Genomic DNA, 15,973 nt, shown 5'->3' on the forward strand with positions numbered 1-15,973 from the left:
TCCTTCTGTTGGTCATGTTGTTATCGGTTCCCGTTGTAATCCTTTGATCAAGACTTCAGCCACTTCTGGACGGCTGAATGTACTCGGCGGTGTCGCTCCATTACGGAGCAGCTCCCTCACCTTCGTCCCTGACAACACGACATGATGCTCTTTGTCATGTGGACAAGTTTTCGTCGAAGCCATGTTTTCGCACTTTTCACAGTAAAAGCTGTGCTCAAAAAACAATGTTTCAATTCCTAATTCTGCTTTTGTAAAATGACTGAATATCTTTTGAGCATCATAGGTTCCGTAGTAGTCACCGACACCCGCATGGTCCCTGCCGACAATGAAATGCGTACAGCCGAAGTTCTTGCGGACCAGTGCATGGAAGATTGCTTCTCTCGGACCAGCATAGCGCATGGCTGCAGGGAATACTGCTAGAAACACTCGATCACTCGGATAGTAATTTTCAAGTAGGACCTCGTAACTTTCCAATCTCACATCTGCCGGAATATCGTCCGCTTTTGTTTCTCCGACAAGCGGATTCAGGAACAGACCATCTACCGTTTCGAGAGCGGATTTTTGAATATATTCATGTGCCCGGTGGACGGGATTTCTCGTCTGGAAACCGACAACAGTTTTCCAACCAAGTTTTTTAAACTGTTCACGCGTTTGTTCCGGGTCAAGATAATAATCTGAGAATCGATCTTTCACTGGGCGTTTGACGAGATGGATCGATCCACCTATGTATACATTTGGCCGCTCAAGTAATTTTTTCACACCAGGATGAGCAGTTTCTGCCGTTTTGTATACGTGTGCAGCCTCGCGCAGCTTATCGGGAACGTACTTTTCACTGACTTTGATCACTCCATATACCGTTCCATCTTTCACGAGCTTGATCCGTTCGCCGATTTGTATTTCTTCTGCTTTTTCCTCACTGACAGGTAGTGTAATCGGGATGCTCCAAGGTAGACCGTTTTCAAGCCTCAGATCATTTACGACACTTTCATAATCTTTTTTTCCAAGAAAACCTTCGAGTGGACTATACGCCCCGATTGCGATCAACTCAAGATCGCTCAAGGCTGTACCATCCAATTCAATTTCTTTTTTCAAAGACTCGTAATCAAAGGAGAGATCGATTCGATTGATCAATTTCCCTCCATGTGGAATGCTTGTGCTCATTTAAACTCCTCCTTGTTCATGTATGGTACGTTTCTCTGCCTTGATCGTTTTGATCAGACTCAGTGAACCGACTGTTGCGATGAAAACACTTCCGATCACACTGATTGTGTAGAAATCACTATCTAATAGGACCTTGACCATCCCGTAGGCAATCACAAGTGAAAAGACAGGGGAGACGACCCAAACTTTGACCATTTGCAAAATGATGTTCTTTTGGAGGAACGAAAATCCCTTCTGTCCAGTACCGATCCCGATGATGGCAGATGTTGTGATTTGTGTTAGCGGGACTGGAATGCCGAAAATAGATGCTATGATGACCAATCCGGCACCGGTACCTGATATCGCACTTCCTTCTAGAAGTGAGAATTTCGTAATACGTTTTCCATTTGTCTCTAACACCTTCCCTCCAAAGAAGATGGCTCCTAAAGCGATGAATGCACCTCCGAGCAATGTTCCATGTGAGATTGAAAGTATTCCAGCTCCGACCAGTGGGCCAATCGCATTTGCAACATTGTTCATCCCTGCTGAGAAAGCTTCAAGAAAACCCATGAGGATCAACAATCCCGTTAAATACCTCTTCCATCTCCCCTCAAGGAAAGTACCATATCTTTCTTGAATGTATTGGATCAACTTCCCCGTTATCAACGCAAACAGAAAAGCGATGATTGGAATTAGTATCCAGAACAACACCACAGTCAACAAGGAGTCCACATACAGCGATTGGTAAGCTAAACCTACTCCAACTACTGATCCGACAGTTACTTCACTTGTCGATAACGGTATTCCGATCAGATTGGCAATCCCTAGAGAAATGGTTGCTGCACCAAGAATGATGACAGCCGTTTGAATCGTGATGAGGTCAGAGGGTACAATCCCAGAACCGATTGTTTTTACGACTTCACCCCCACCAATGACCGCTCCTAGAAAAACACCTGTTCCACATATGGCCAATGCAATGATTTTCTTATTGATCGCACCTGAGCCGTAAGAGACACCCATGGAGGCAGCAGCCCCGCTTGCTCCCATATTCATGGCGAAAAAGAAGGCGACGATAAACGCGATCACAACCATCTAAGAATCCTCCTCATCAGGATGGATGAAGACCGCATTCAGTCTTTTTCAAATTCGTCCATCTCCCCGCCCGTAAATCTGCTCCATCCTCCGTCGGCAGGGTGCATTTCTCACAGCCGATGCTTGGATATCCCTGGTCATGCAGGACGTTATAAGGGAGGTCATAGGTATGAATGTATCGCCAGACATCTTTCCAGGACCAGTGAATCAATGGACAAACTTTGATAGCTTGGAACTTTTCATCTTTATTGATGAATTCCGTGTTTCTTCTCGTAGGTGATTGGTCTCTTCTAAGCCCCGATATCCATGCCTTGTGACCGGATAATGCTTGTGTAAGTGGAACAATCTTGCGAATATGGCAGCATTGGTTCGGATCTCGTTCCCAAAGGCTTTCTCCATATGCTTCAGCTTGTTCTTCGACTGTCAGTTCGGGTTTCTTCAGATCAATTTGTAATTTGGGATAGCGAGCTTTCACCCTTTCAATCAGTTCATAGGTTTCGGTGAAGTGAAGTCCAGTATCAAGGAAAACGATTTTCGCTTCAGGATTCACTTTTGAAATCAAATCAATCAATACGATACCTTCAGCACCGAAGCTGCACGCATAAATGATGTCATCTCCATATAAGTCATAAGCCCACTCTAAAACGTGTAAAGCCCCTTTAGTTTCTTGATCGATCGGAATATCCAGTTTGTTGTCAGACCAAGTTTCGTACGATAATAATTGTGCCAATTTCAATCCCTCCTATCCTTTCTGTAAAAAAGAAAGAGGCAACTTTAACTTGTTCAAAGGTTAAAGTCGCCTCTAGTTTGTCTAGTCAGCAGCCTTTTCGTTTTCTTCAAATTTGTAAATGTTTCATGTAAAGAAAATTTAGCAAAGCCAAGACTTAGGCGTAGGCTGAGCCATTAGTTGCACTTATACTGAAGAAAGTATTTTATACTTTCTTTAAGTGAAAAAAAGTCTTCCAATTTGGAAGACTTTTAGGCTAATCTGCGTTTCACCTTATCTACCAAAATGGGAATCCATTTTGCTGGATTTAGCACCTTGCATCATGCAGGTTGCCGGACATCATTGGGCCAGGTCCCTCTGTCACTCTGGATAAGATTTAATTTGATTATTATTCTAACTATTCCAATAAGGAAAGTCAACAACCTTTTTTACATGTTCTGATTATTTTTACGGTTGGACCTCCTAAATACACGTATAGCAATAGATCGAGCGGTTATTAAACTTCTACTGTTTTTCTTTCTTCAAGTTCAAATGCTTCATGTAAGCATTCCACTGCAGAAATCATCGCGGAACTAGACACAATTGTAGAAACCTTGATTTCGGATGTGCTGACCATCTTGATTTTTATCCCACCTGAAGAAAGAACGTTAAACATTTTTGCAGCAACGCCTGGATTGGAAATCATTCCTGAGCCTACGATCGAAACTTTCGCAAGGTCGCCTTCATACGTAATATGATCATAATTCAATTCTGGTTGATATTCACTCAATACTTCCAGTGCTTGATTGAGCATCTCTGAATCCAATGAAAAAGAGATATCCGTCGCTTCTTTTCCGTTTGTGTTCTGGATAATGATGTCCACATTGATTTTTTGATCAGAAAGGATCGTGAATAATTTTGCTAATGTATTGATATCATCCTGTAAGTTATGAACGGTCACTTTTGTTACATTACTCTCAAACGCGATTCCTCGCACTGTAAGATTGCCTTCCATTGAAACTTCCTCCTCTATCATGGTCCCGGTTTCTTTTTCGATACTTGAACGAACCTCTAGCTTAACGTTGTAATTTTTAGCGAATTCGACGGACCGAGGATGTAGTACTCCGGCGCCAAGGTTCGCCATTTCAAGCATTTCATCATAGGAGATCGAATCCAGCTTCCTTGCCCCTCCAACTACTCTTGGATCGGTTGTGTATACCCCCGTGACATCCGTATAGATCTCACATTTTTCCGCTTTTAAAGAAGCGGCCAAAGCTACAGCTGTCGTATCAGACCCACCTCTGCCGAGGGTCGCGATTTCCTCTTCATCAGTCAAACCCTGGAATCCAGCGACGATGACAATGTTTCCTTCGGCCAGGTGTCCATTGATTCGCTTGTTGTTGATGTCTAAAATTCTTGCATTCCCATGTGCAGCTTCCGTTTTGATACCAGCTTGCCAGCCAGTAAGTGAGACAGATTGATATCCTTTTTGTTGTAAAGCCATTGCCAACAACGACATCGAAACTTGCTCTCCTGTAGATACGAGCATATCAAGTTCCCTATTTGAGGGATTATCAGAAATGTCATTTGCCATTTGAATCAGATGGTCCGTACTTTTTCCCATTGCTGAAACAACTACGACTACGTCTTTGTCCTGATTGTAAGTCTCAATAACACGATCAGCCACATTTTGAATTCGTTCAATCGATCCTACAGATGTACCACCATATTTTTGTACGATTAATGCCATGATTCCATTCCTTTCATGTTAAGAAATAGGCTTTGTTAGTTCTTGTTGTTGATTTCTACGAAATTCACTCCCTTTCCGCGGGCCTCCTCACTGGCACAGGATGTGAACACAAAAATGAAATCATTTTCGTGTCTGCGATGGGAATTCTTAGAAGCTTTCCTTATGCTGGCTTCGACGTTCACCATAGGACGTGGTGGTATTTAGTCGAAGTTCATTATTGTAGTCGAAGATCCTTTAAAAAAAGGTGGGTTCTCGTCTGGACCGCTTTTCCCGCAGGAGTGACGTAATTTTCTCTTAAAATCAACAAAGTCCACTAACAGGAGCAAGAAATAAAAAAATCGACTCATTAGTGTGACGGACGTTCATCCGCAACCATGTTTAAATGGTTGAAATAAAACAAATCGCCAGACTTAAGAGTCGATCCTCAAACGTCTGCCACACTTATTCCCTTTACGTGAGATAGTCCTCCATACGCCAGCAGGGAGCATGGTCGTATGACAGCCCTGTACTTATTCAATACAGGTCCAGCCAGATGTTTGTTGAGACGACAATCCAGCTTCGGCGAATTCCCCTTTCCTTTTGCACTCATTAGAGCCCAACCTCTTCATGCAAAATACTAATGGTCTTCGCGCCTCTACCATCACTTCAAACTAGCATGAAGTGTGGCCTTTAAATTTAATTGTTTGTTATTCTATCAGAAACACGACAATGAAACAAGCTTTTTTTCAAAATGGGAAATTCGTTGGAGGAAATGTGCTGTATCTATATAAAAAATAGAGCTGAACGTCAAATTCTGTGTCATCTAGCACCATTAACAGTTGTCTTGATTAGACTCTAGTTATTGTGTACGTGATGAACAGGGATTATCTACAAGAATGAAGGCTCAAGTTACAAAAATAAGAAATTACCTACAAAAATAAGGTTCTTATCTACAAAAACAAGAGGATGCCCTTTTGGACAACCCCTATTAGAAATCATACTCTTCTACGATTTTCTTCGTGATCAATTTATACCCTTTTTTATTGGGATGCAGGGAATCACTGAAATATTCAGTGGACTTCTCCTGGAATAGCTCGTTTGTCGATATGAATTTCACACGAGGATAATGACTGACGATCTCCTGGCTGGTAACATTCCATTCTTCAATCACTTGCTCTATTTTTGTAGATGAAGGATATGGGTTATAAAGGCCGAGAAATAAAATAGGTGCGTCCCGATTTTCATCCCGAATAATTGTCATGATATCCTCTACATTCTGTTTATAATCCGCTTTTCCCGCTTTCAACCGTTCTTCATGAATAGGAAGCAGATTGTTGCCGTTACTTTTGATGACATCATTCGTACCAATAAAAATGATGAAATAATCCGCGTCGTCTAAATTGTCTTTAACATCTGTATGTTGAATCTGATATAGCAGCCCATCTGTTTGCTGGTTGGGTATTCCATAATTCTGGACAGTAACTGCGCCATCATGATGGTTTGAAAGCAGTGTTTGAAGATCATCGACATATCCGCTACCCATATCATCACCCACACCATAGGTAAGCGAATCCCCCAATGCTACCAAATTTGTGCTTTTCTTTGTATTGGCTTCTTGCTTCTGATTCATTGCAATAATTCCTGCAATTACTGATATGAACAATATAATGCTAATGATATATACTAATATTTTTTTCATAGGCTCCTCCTAGTGGTTAATCCTTCCCTTTTACTATCGGGGTTAAACCAACTGTTCCATAGGAGAAGCTGTTTAGAACGCTATAGATGATTACATGCTCTTATAGAAAAATAAATTATTTTCCTATACTTTTTCTATGCGCGATTTATTTTCTTTCTGAAACAAATAAGCCTCATCTAAACCGAGCACTGATAACTTATGGGGGTTCGCATAAACGGCAGTTCCTTCTGGTATCGCAATGATTGAAGTATCAAAGCAGTCAACGTATTCGTAGAGTTTCAGATCACTTTTCTCTTGATAGTGACACCAAACCGAATACCCATTAACAAGATTCAAACCATGAAGGTCGACCGTTTCTTTTTCATCCATGACTGTGATTATTTTCCCTAAAATGTTCGCACCTGCACTTTGACCGTAAATTGTTCCTCCAGCTTCATGATAGTGAGTCAACACCTTATCAAAAGCTGTATCTTTAAACTTTTTCAATATACACATGGGGTCACCGCCACTAATGTATACAGCTGAAAATTGCATGATATCATCAAACGTTTTCCCTCTGAGATCAGTCCACATCATGATTTCACTCACTCCTAGTGGATCGAAAACACTTTTCACATAATCCAGACAACGATCATAGGGTCTGAACTCGGGATCACCTGCAAGAGGAATATCAAGCAGCGGTTTCTCAGGATCAATCTTTCGGATAAAATATTCGTTTACCTCACGTGTCAGTTCAGCATTTCCGCCACCGGAAAGGAATAATTCTCCCATAAAAACCCCCTTCTAAAGTTTGGTCGTATTATAACTTCCGAGGATTTGAACTTGGTGCCCGTATGTTTCAAGGATCGTCATCGCTTTGATCATATCCGGATTATCTACTCCCTTTTGTGTTTCGACAAAAAAGCGATAGGTTCCTAACTTCTTTTTGGTTGGACGAGATTCAATCCAAGAGAGATTGATTGATAATGATCCAAAAACATTCAAAATCGTGACCAACACCCCAGGTCGTTCTTCGAAAGGAGTGATGACCAGCATCGCTTTTTCTGAAGAGGCAATTTCGTCAGGAGGGTTCGAAACAACAACAAAACGGGTATGATTTTCCGTGAAATCTTGAATGTTTTCTTTGACTAACTCCAACCCGAAAGCTTTTGCTGACCATTCTGAGGCAATGGCTCCGAACTCCACCTTAGCTTCATCCCGGACAGCTTTTGCTGCAGCAGCGGTACTGTTGAAATGTCGACTGGATGCCCCTAAAGACTGAATGTAATCACGACATTGCGCTAAAGCAGGGGGAATCGACCAGACCTCTTGGATCTTATTGAGATCCGCTCCTTTCACACCTAGCAAGTGTAGAGCTACAGGAAGTATGACTTCCCCTTCTATGAAAAGGTCATTCATCAACAAGCCATCTATTGTAATATTGATCGTCCCTTCAATTGAATTTTCAATCGGGACAATTCCTTTTTCAACTTTCTTTTTTCGAATTGCATCCAATACATCTAAAATGGATTCACACATCAGACCATCCATTTGTTTAGATGAAAAATATCGAACAGCAGCTTCCTCTGAAAAAGTTCCTTTAGGTCCTAAATAGGCGACTTTCATTATGCGACTCCTTTAACAAATGATGATTAATTCCTATACTCTAGCCTAAATTCAAATGTAAATCAACTATAACCTATAGCACCTTTTTCGTTTGCAAAATTTACTCCCTTTTTACGGGCAAACGAAAAGCGGAAGCGACCCGATCAGTCAAGTAGGTCATCTGACCATTAAAAGAAGGTCCCAAGTGATGACCGGAACCTTACTTGTTGCTATCTACTTAAGCTTTTGCTCGATTTCAGTATGTACAGATTCGATTTTCTCTGGAAGGACAAAGAGATATTCGATAAGACCTTCCAGGAGTTCCATCAACAAGACTGCAGTCTCATCATCGATTTCCCTTTCTAGTTCAAGCATTTCGTAAAAAGGACGATCCGGATGAACCAAATGGCTCAGTGATTGGATTGGTTTAGATAAATCGACATGCTTTGGTAATTGCTCGAATTGCTGAGAAAGGGACTGTTCTTTCGTTTTATCTCCAAGATAGTTTTTGAGAACACTTTCAATCACTCGCTTTGACATGACTGCAGTTGCAGAATTGTCTTTCGACTGACTGACATTCAGGGCAGAAGTATAGGATCTGATAAGATCTTTAGGGATGTTTTTGTTCCCTTGAATTTGATCCAAGCGACCTTGTGAAGCAATGGGGTCATAGATATAAATTTCAGCTTCCTGGATGGTCTGGTCTGAGCGGTCATCCAGCATGATGACAAACACGGATGGTTTCTTACATTCGGAACAAAGACCTTCTGCGAACAATCCAGTTTTCTTTACCTGATAATAATTTGCCTTCAAAGTAAAATTCCCTGTTTTCCCACACTTCGGACAATGGCTTTTAAGTGACTTGGCAACCTTTAAATAACCATACTGGGTATAAGAAAGAATGGATGCTGGCAATATTTTTCTCAATTTGGACCTCCTTGTATGCTTAGACAGAATATGTAATGTCTTAACTTAGTTCGAGATATTGAGACAAAGTTCCTTTTAAAATTACAATAAAAAAATGAAATTGTTATCCTTTGAAACTATTTTCAGAATAAAAAGGCGCCTTCTATCTTTGAAGACGTCTTAGAAATCCAGAAGGTTTTATTTATTCATGTATTAATACTACTACTTATACCCTGCTGATTTTTATTAGTTGAAAAATAATAAATAATAAACCCTAATACATTAAGTAAACCAAAAGCAATAACCCAAAGGACATTCAACCGTTTTTGATGATATGCACCTTATGTTCATGGCACGCCAATGAAAAATGTACGCATTCTTTATCTGGCAGAACTGATTCCTTTTGTATAAAATCGAAATAATTCGATCGCTCATATATACGGAATGATTCACCCTGAAAAATTTCAGACTCATTCCAAACCGTATAATCATCATAAATGATTGAATATGTAACATAATGTGAAAAATCGATCTATTAGGTGGTTACATTGCTGTCTGGATGTGGGAAAATTAGAAGATCAGTTATATTATCACTCCCATTTACGATTATCCTTAGTCTCGCATAATCATCCAAGGATAATCCAGGTAGAGCCCATCTCGCTTTTAGTTCTTTTGATGGGTGGTTTAACATTTCCTTAGCAGCTAAACTATTCCAGGAGTTACGATATCTATCTAAAAAACTGTCTGAAATCATTTAATAATTCATTTGGCACTTCCCCAACTCCTTCCATCATTCCTTATTACATCTTCTATAGTTCTACAGTAATCCCTTTAGTGGCATAAAAAATAGGACTGCTGTTTACAGTCCTAAATTAGTCCTTTTTTTGTAGCTGCGACCTCCTTTTTGGCATTCAATGATGCCTCTTTACTGACATCATCCGCTGCCTTTTTAATACTGATATATTGGTTTCTTCCATGGGTGTAGAAGTTCTCTTTCTTTTGATCATACTTCTCTTTAGAAAGTGTAGGTATGGAGATTCCTTTACGCTTGCTTTCTTTATTTATTGCGTAACTGATTCCACCAACAAAACCTGTAACGAAACAAGAACTGATAATCCCTAATAATTTCTTTTTATCTGAATTGTTCTTAATATTTTCCATTAGATTTGCTCCTCCTTTAAAAATTTTTTCGCCTTACGTTTCTGATTCCAGTAATATCCCAATGCAAGCGCACCATATATACCGCCCAAGTCGCGTTTATGGACGACATCCTTTCCTTCGGAGGTGTTTTTCTTCACTGTACTGGTGGCATCCACAAGTGATGATGATAACTTTCTAGACGTTTCTCCAATATCCCCGACCATATAAAACAAAGGGCTTAACGCTCTCAGTTTTTCATTTACATCCCCTAGCGTGTCATTGCTTTTATAGATAAGGTCTCCCGTTTGTTTCGTGATTTTATTCAAATGACCAGGTAATTGTTCGACTGTTTGATCTACACCTTTTATAACAGTAGCTAAATTATTTAGTACACGTGCAAGAAAAATGGTCAATACTACAAATGCCAGGCTAATGATCAAAACGCCAATTCCTACTAAATCCATATCATCCCTCTTTTCTATTATTTTTTTCCTTATAAATTCGAAAAGCTGCATTTCCCCATTTAACAAGTTTTACAATTTGCTTGGATTGTCCATTAGCATGGGAAGAAAAATGATCTGCAGAGCGATTTATAGTTCGGTTCGCAAGTTCAAGGAGTCCACCTACATGCTGTAAAGTTTGTAATAACCCAGATGTAGAATGAAGCTTGTGATGAATGTCATCGACGATATGACTTGTTTCCTTAACAAGATGCTTTGAACTGCCTGTTATTTCTTCCATTTGTCCTTCCAATTGATCTACTGAATGCTCGAGGCTATTAACAGCACCGTTGACACTGTTAAGTATTCGTACAAGATAAAATACAATCACAGCAAATGACACAGCGATCAACAAAATCCCGATATAAACAAACACCTATCACCACACCTCCTTGAACCTCTTTACCCGATTCTTATACTAGAAAAACGTTTCTAATAATAAGATTAACTCCCCCTTCTGAGGGGAAGGAGATAGAAACGGGAATATCTCAAATCAAGAGAGGTGGATCATGAATATCAAATATTATGCAAAAGAAATTAGTGGAGAGTTTCAAAAAGATGATGTCCCACTATTAGCAGCAGCTCAGGCTTATCATTACTTGTTATCGATTGTGCCGATGTTGATCTTACTACTATCCATCGTACCATATTTGAATATAAGTGGAGAAGAAGTCATGAATTACATGAGCAAAATATTACCAGACGAAACAACTTCCCTTTTTAAAGAGAATATTGTCAGTGTCGTCGAAACACCGAACGGAGGATTGCTTACTGTTGGTATCTTAGGAACAATCTGGTCTGCCTCCAACGGTATCAATGCATTTATAAAAGCTTCGAACAAAGCGTATGATGTAGAGGAAAGCAGATCTTTCATCATAGTCAGGTTACTCTCGATTGCACTGACTTTCGGAATGATCATTGCATTCGTAGTCGCTCTAATCCTTCCTGTTTTCGGACAGGTCATTATAAAAATGGTGCATTCCTTCGTCCCAATGCCGGAACACATCAAGTTGTTATTGAACATTTTACGATGGATCATCAGTATCATTGTCATCACAGGAGTTCTGATGGTCCTTTATCGATTCGCACCAGCTAAGAAATTACCTGTAAAAGAAATAATTCCTGGCGCTTGTCTAGCATCTATTCTGTGGTTGCTAATTTCACTCGCATTTTCGTTTTATGTCAGTAATTTCGGGAGCTATTCAGCAACATATGGAAGTTTAGGTGGAATCATCGTAATGATGATCTGGTTCTTTTTAACAGGATTGATTTTGATGGTAGGAGCAGAAATAAACGTGGTGAATCATAGAAGAAAAATTCAGGAGGGACCTTCGCAATCAGGTGAAATGGAATTGACTCAATAAAAATGAATTGAAAAATTAGAGGGATGGTTTCGTTGCCATCCCTCCTCATTCTGGACGGTTTTATAACGGTATTACGGAGCAAAAGAACATATTAAATTTTTTAATTTTCCATATAAAAGAGGCGTACCCTATCATGAACAGCACCCTGTAAAGTAGACAGTTAAAATAATTAATACAACGTTAAGCGGCTTTAGCCCTGTACTCCATAGGACTAAGGCCGTTTCGTCCTTTTTGTAATCGTTCATAATTGTAACCCTTGTAATCAAGGGCTAAGAAAGAGATCAGTACACCAAGAATTGTCCCGCTTAATAATGAAATCAGACCTTTCTTCAACTATTATCTCCCTCCTCTAACTTGATTTCTTCAACCTTATTGATTATTAAATCAGCCAAAATATTATAACCTTTTTCGCCAAAATGCAGCCCATCATTTTCTAATCCTTTCAGTATTTCTTGAAAATGATTCTGAGCAAGCATTTCAGTGAAAAAATCGATTCAGTAGCAACCATTCGTTTCAGCAACTTTTTTTACAATTGAAGCATACTCACTTAAGGTCTTATTATTCCTTACAAATTGCTGTTCTTCATCTACTGGAGAAGGAGAAATCAAAATGGTTTTTTTAGGGCTAATACTATGTACTATTTTAATCAAGTTATTTTCATAAGTCTCTAAGTCGATCATTTTATGAAATGCAGCATCGTTAGCTCCAAAAAGAATGGTAACTAAATCAGGGGCATGATTTACCACATCTTTTTCAATTCTTTTTAAAGCATCAAAAGTGTTGTCACCTGCAACACCAGAATTAATTATTTCAAAATCATTTAATTTTGAAGAAAGCTTCGTAGTTAGAATTGGTTTAACATATCCTTCGTTTCTAGCAGTAATGCTATCTCAAAAACATAGCAATTTATCCATTATGACCTCCTGCTGAAAAAAAGGCTGTAAGTACTTGATATCCTGTTCTTTGGCACTGACCGGATGTGCAATGCTAACGCCTTTATATTTAACCGTAGCAAACTAACATTATCACCCTAATATCTTCTCCATACGGATATCAGCCCACATTCTATCGTTCCAGTAGGTAAAATCTTGGATCCTACTGATTTCCTGATAGCCCATCTTTTGATAAAGCTTTTGGGCCTGTGTATTAAATTCGAACACGCCTAGTTCAATACGTTCAAGGTCTTGCAGCCTGATTTGTTCCTCTAAATACTTTATCGCTTGATACCCAACTCCCTTGCCACGGCCTTTTGGATCACCAATCGTTATCCCTATCCACGCAGTTCCCGGTACTTTTTTGAAGAGATGGCCGGGGTCGATCATGTAGTTCATTTCGCCAATCAACTGATCATCATAATAAATCAGATAGATGTGATGGTGTACCAATCGTTCTGTAAGATCTTTCATAGTCATCTTCCCTCTATACGCCAACTCTTCCTCGTTTTTGTTTGGTCGAGTCAATGGAATCAAAGTAGGATCGTTTTCCCATCGATTTAGCGTATCCACAAGGGATAACGTCGGTTCGGTTAGTTTAATAAAATGAATACTCACGGCGGTCTCCCTTCCAATCTATATAAAATCTCTTATTTCCAGTATAACGCATTGCCTAAAAACACATAAAAAAGAGACTGTCCCAAAAGAAAAGTGTTAAACACCTTTAGGACAGTCCTTTTGTTTTGGATCATTCTTCTTCTTTTTTCCGTTTCCAGGCGTCTACAATTGGTCCTTCTGTTGTTACGTCTATGATGAATGACCCATTATTGTACCGATCTGCTGGACGAAGATGCGTCGGATCAATGACTTCTTCTTTTCCTTTTTCGGCCTCGATCCAGACGAGGGACTCTTCATTTAAAGGTATTGCTTTCACGATTCGATGCGGGTTCGATTTGAGTTCACGCAGCATGACAACGCCACGTTTCGCTCTGGATGTCCGTTCAAATTCATTTTCCAATCGCATTTTCTTCACAGCACCACGATTCGTGACGACGACAACTTCTGTGCGTTCGTCCTTATCTTTAACAAATCCGCTGACAACTTGATCATCGTCCTTCAGGTTAATCGCTTTGACACCGGCAGCGCGCTGGCCGACCACACTTACTTCTTCTTCCTCATACCAGAGGCCATATCCCTTGTGCGTCGCAATGAAAATTTCTTTTTTACCATCCGTGACAAAAACATCAACGAGTTCATCTTCTTTTTTCAATTTCAGGGCCATCAGTGGTTTCGAATAACGTTGTGCCTTATAATTCGAAAGTTCTGTCCGCTTGACCATTCCATTTTTCGTAAAGAACAACAGATACTCATCTGCCTTGAATTCCTCTACGACCATTGCATCCACCACTGTTTCATCACGATCGATCGAGACGATGTTGGTGACGTGCTGCCCAGCATCCTTCCAGCGGATATCCGGTAATTCATGGACTGGTATGTGGAGATAGTTCCCTTTATTCGTGAAAACGAGCATCGTATTGGTGGTATTTCCATTGAAAATTTTCAAGACACGATCGGTATCCTTCATGCCAGGTGGTTCCCCATTCGATGCGGAATAGGAACGAGGGCTTGTTCGCTTCACATAACCTTCCCTCGTCACAGAGATGACGACATCTTCAGAAGGAATCATCACTTCCAGGTTTATCTTGATTTCCTGAATCTCTGCTTCAATGACAGAACGACGGTTATCAGCGTAGGTTTTCTTCACCCGCGCCAATTCTTTTTTGATGACAGATAGCAATTTACGTTCGCTATTCAGAATTGCAAGTAGTTCTTTGATTTGCTTCTCAAGTTCTTCTGCTTCTTTTTCCAGTGTCTTGATATCGGTATTTGTCAATCGATAAAGCTGTAAGGTAACGATCGCTTCAGCTTGAGCTTCCGTAAATGCATATTGATCGATCAAATTATTCTTCGCGTCTTTTTTATCTTTAGATGCTCGGATTGTCGCAATCACTTCATCTAAAATCGAAATCGCCTTGATCAATCCTTCAACGACATGTTGACGATCCTGGGCTTTTTTCAATTCATATTTGGAGCGGTTCGTCACCACTTCCCGCTGATGCTGGATATAGGCATCGATCAGCTTTTTGAGTCCCATCAATTGCGGTGTGCGGTTATGGATCGCGACCATATTGAAGTTATAGGAAATTTGCAGGTCGGTATTCTTGAATAGATAATTCAAGACACCCTGTGAATCTGCTTCTTTTTTCAATTCGATTACGATTCGCAGCCCAGTCCGGTCCGTTTCATCTCGAACTTCCGAAATGCCATCGACTTTTTTATCGATGCGAAGCTCATCCATCCGTTTCACGAGATTCGCTTTATTCACCTCATAGGGTATTTCTGTTATGACGATTTGTTGACGGCCGCCGCGTTGATCCTCGATTTCAGTCTTCGCACGGATGACGATTTTCCCTTTACCGGTTTCATACGCTTGCTTGATGCCATCGACACCTTGGATGATACCACCAGTCGGGAAGTCTGGTCCTTTGATTACGGTCATCAGCTCATCGACTGTACTCTCCGGCTTATCGATTTGCATTGTAACGGCATCGATCACTTCTCCAAGATGATGAGGCGGGATTTCCGTTGCATACCCTGAGGAGATCCCCGTTGAACCGTTGACAAGCAAACTCGGGAACAATGCTGGAAGGACGACTGGTTCTTCCTGCGTATCATCGAAGTTCGGTGTGAAGTCGACGGTTTTTTTATCGATATCACGGAGCAATTCTGAAGCGATCGGAGAAAGCCGTGCCTCTGTATAACGCATTGCAGCAGGCGGGTCCCCGTCGATGCTTCCGTTGTTTCCGTGCATTTCTACGAGTACATTCCGCACTTTCCAATCCTGACTCAGACGTACCATCGCGTCATAGACGGATGTGTCACCGTGCGGATGGTAATTACCGATCACATTACCCACGGTTTTCGCTGATTTACGAAACGGTTTGTCAGACACGTTTCCATCCTGATACATCGCATACAGGATCCGCCGTTGTACAGGCTTCAATCCATCGCGTGCATCGGGTAAAGCACGTTCTTGAATGATGTATTTACTATATCGGCCGAAACGATCGCCGATGATATCTTCCAATGGTAAATCTAAATATTTCTCTGCATTCGTCAA

General features: G+C 40.5%; 17 protein-coding genes and 2 riboswitches. Of the genes, 1 reads left to right on the forward strand and 16 read right to left on the reverse strand.

Translation table 11 applies throughout. The annotated features are described in order from the left end of the window. Nucleotides 1–12 precede the first annotated feature (12 nt). The 11 genes from sat to KOL94_RS06650 form a co-directional block, all read right to left on the reverse strand. Nucleotides 13–1,161: a sulfate adenylyltransferase gene (gene sat / locus KOL94_RS06600; protein ID WP_221565098.1), complete on the reverse strand. Its 1,149-nt coding sequence runs from the start codon at nucleotides 1,159–1,161 to the stop codon at nucleotides 13–15. Next, entirely contained in the window at nucleotides 1,162–2,232 is a 1,071-nt protein-coding gene (locus tag KOL94_RS06605; RefSeq protein ID WP_221565099.1) for a sulfate permease, read from the reverse strand. It abuts the gene before it with no gap. 16 nt (nucleotides 2,233–2,248) lie between these two features. After that, nucleotides 2,249–2,962, reverse strand: coding sequence for a phosphoadenylyl-sulfate reductase (locus tag KOL94_RS06610; RefSeq protein ID WP_221565101.1), 714 nt, complete (start codon nucleotides 2,960–2,962; stop codon nucleotides 2,249–2,251). 267 nt (nucleotides 2,963–3,229) lie between these two features. Beyond that, nucleotides 3,230–3,335: riboswitch (SAM riboswitch) on the reverse strand. 120 nt (nucleotides 3,336–3,455) lie between these two features. Continuing rightward, complete coding sequence (locus KOL94_RS06615) at nucleotides 3,456–4,688, reverse strand: aspartate kinase (RefSeq protein ID WP_221565102.1); 1,233 nt, start codon at nucleotides 4,686–4,688, stop codon at nucleotides 3,456–3,458. Between the two features lie 452 nt (nucleotides 4,689–5,140). Continuing rightward, a riboswitch (Lysine riboswitch) is annotated at nucleotides 5,141–5,333 on the reverse strand. A 322-nt stretch (nucleotides 5,334–5,655) separates the two neighbouring features. Continuing rightward, nucleotides 5,656–6,366: a DUF459 domain-containing protein gene (locus tag KOL94_RS06620; protein WP_221565104.1), complete on the reverse strand. Its 711-nt coding sequence runs from the start codon at nucleotides 6,364–6,366 to the stop codon at nucleotides 5,656–5,658. A 123-nt stretch (nucleotides 6,367–6,489) separates the two neighbouring features. After that, nucleotides 6,490–7,137, reverse strand: coding sequence for a Type 1 glutamine amidotransferase-like domain-containing protein (locus KOL94_RS06625; RefSeq protein ID WP_221565106.1), 648 nt, complete (start codon nucleotides 7,135–7,137; stop codon nucleotides 6,490–6,492). A gap of 12 nt (nucleotides 7,138–7,149) precedes the next feature. Then, on the reverse strand, nucleotides 7,150–7,971 hold the full coding sequence (gene pheA / locus KOL94_RS06630; RefSeq protein ID WP_221565108.1) for a prephenate dehydratase: 822 nt from the start codon (nucleotides 7,969–7,971) through the stop codon (nucleotides 7,150–7,152). Nucleotides 7,972–8,184: 213 nt separating this feature from the next. Beyond that, nucleotides 8,185–8,877, reverse strand: a complete 693-nt coding sequence (locus KOL94_RS06635; protein ID WP_221565109.1) for a hypothetical protein — start codon at nucleotides 8,875–8,877, stop codon at nucleotides 8,185–8,187. 846 nt (nucleotides 8,878–9,723) lie between these two features. Continuing rightward, nucleotides 9,724–10,017: a hypothetical protein gene (locus tag KOL94_RS06640; protein ID WP_221565110.1), complete on the reverse strand. Its 294-nt coding sequence runs from the start codon at nucleotides 10,015–10,017 to the stop codon at nucleotides 9,724–9,726. Continuing rightward, complete coding sequence (locus tag KOL94_RS06645) at nucleotides 10,017–10,460, reverse strand: DUF948 domain-containing protein (RefSeq protein WP_221565111.1); 444 nt, start codon at nucleotides 10,458–10,460, stop codon at nucleotides 10,017–10,019. The genes KOL94_RS06640 and KOL94_RS06645 overlap by 1 nt, the downstream gene beginning before the upstream one ends. A 1-nt stretch (nucleotide 10,461) precedes the next feature. Then, nucleotides 10,462–10,872, reverse strand: coding sequence for a DUF948 domain-containing protein (locus KOL94_RS06650; RefSeq protein WP_221565112.1), 411 nt, complete (start codon nucleotides 10,870–10,872; stop codon nucleotides 10,462–10,464). 133 nt (nucleotides 10,873–11,005) lie between these two features. Here KOL94_RS06650 and KOL94_RS06655 point away from each other — a divergent pair, with 133 nt between their 5' ends. Continuing rightward, complete coding sequence (locus KOL94_RS06655) at nucleotides 11,006–11,860, forward strand: YihY/virulence factor BrkB family protein (protein ID WP_221565113.1); 855 nt, start codon at nucleotides 11,006–11,008, stop codon at nucleotides 11,858–11,860. A 180-nt stretch (nucleotides 11,861–12,040) separates the two neighbouring features. On the opposite strand, the gene KOL94_RS06660 is transcribed toward KOL94_RS06655, so the two are convergent. The 5 genes from KOL94_RS06660 to parC all read right to left on the reverse strand — a co-directional run bounded on the left by KOL94_RS06660 (nucleotide 12,041) and on the right by parC (nucleotide 15,973). Then, nucleotides 12,041–12,193 (reverse strand): hypothetical protein, encoded by a 153-nt coding sequence (locus KOL94_RS06660; RefSeq protein ID WP_221565114.1) that lies wholly within the window; start codon nucleotides 12,191–12,193, stop codon nucleotides 12,041–12,043. Next, complete coding sequence (locus KOL94_RS25175; RefSeq protein WP_260412226.1) at nucleotides 12,190–12,336, reverse strand: hypothetical protein; 147 nt, start codon at nucleotides 12,334–12,336, stop codon at nucleotides 12,190–12,192. The genes KOL94_RS06660 and KOL94_RS25175 overlap by 4 nt, the downstream gene beginning before the upstream one ends. A gap of 18 nt (nucleotides 12,337–12,354) precedes the next feature. Further along, on the reverse strand, nucleotides 12,355–12,744 hold the full coding sequence (locus KOL94_RS06665) for a GDSL-type esterase/lipase family protein (RefSeq protein WP_311775169.1): 390 nt from the start codon (nucleotides 12,742–12,744) through the stop codon (nucleotides 12,355–12,357). Between the two features lie 141 nt (nucleotides 12,745–12,885). Beyond that, nucleotides 12,886–13,410 carry a GNAT family N-acetyltransferase gene (locus KOL94_RS06670; protein ID WP_221565115.1) on the reverse strand — a complete coding sequence of 175 codons (525 nt, stop codon included), beginning with the start codon at nucleotides 13,408–13,410 and terminating at the stop codon, nucleotides 12,886–12,888. Nucleotides 13,411–13,540: 130 nt separating this feature from the next. Further along, entirely contained in the window at nucleotides 13,541–15,973 is a 2,433-nt protein-coding gene (gene parC / locus KOL94_RS06675; RefSeq protein ID WP_221565116.1) for a DNA topoisomerase IV subunit A, read from the reverse strand.

Source organism: Alkalihalobacillus sp. TS-13 (assembly GCF_019720915.1).
Classification (GTDB): domain Bacteria; phylum Bacillota; class Bacilli; order Bacillales; family Fictibacillaceae; genus Pseudalkalibacillus.

Coding starts and splice junctions, on each gene's coding strand:
- sat (WP_221565098.1), bottom strand. CDS start 1,161: ATGAGCACAAGCATTCCACATGGAGGGAAATTGATCAATCGAATCGAT.
- KOL94_RS06605 (WP_221565099.1), bottom strand. CDS start 2,232: ATGGTTGTGATCGCGTTTATCGTCGCCTTCTTTTTCGCCATGAATATG.
- KOL94_RS06615 (WP_221565102.1), bottom strand. CDS start 4,688: ATGGCATTAATCGTACAAAAATATGGTGGTACATCTGTAGGATCGATT.
- KOL94_RS06620 (WP_221565104.1), bottom strand. CDS start 6,366: ATGAAAAAAATATTAGTATATATCATTAGCATTATATTGTTCATATCA.
- KOL94_RS06625 (WP_221565106.1), bottom strand. CDS start 7,137: ATGGGAGAATTATTCCTTTCCGGTGGCGGAAATGCTGAACTGACACGT.
- pheA (WP_221565108.1), bottom strand. CDS start 7,971: ATGAAAGTCGCCTATTTAGGACCTAAAGGAACTTTTTCAGAGGAAGCT.
- KOL94_RS06640 (WP_221565110.1), bottom strand. CDS start 10,017: ATGGAAAATATTAAGAACAATTCAGATAAAAAGAAATTATTAGGGATT.
- KOL94_RS06645 (WP_221565111.1), bottom strand. CDS start 10,460: ATGGATTTAGTAGGAATTGGCGTTTTGATCATTAGCCTGGCATTTGTA.
- KOL94_RS06655 (WP_221565113.1), top strand. CDS start 11,006: ATGAATATCAAATATTATGCAAAAGAAATTAGTGGAGAGTTTCAAAAA.
- KOL94_RS25175 (WP_260412226.1), bottom strand. CDS start 12,336: ATGCTTGCTCAGAATCATTTTCAAGAAATACTGAAAGGATTAGAAAAT.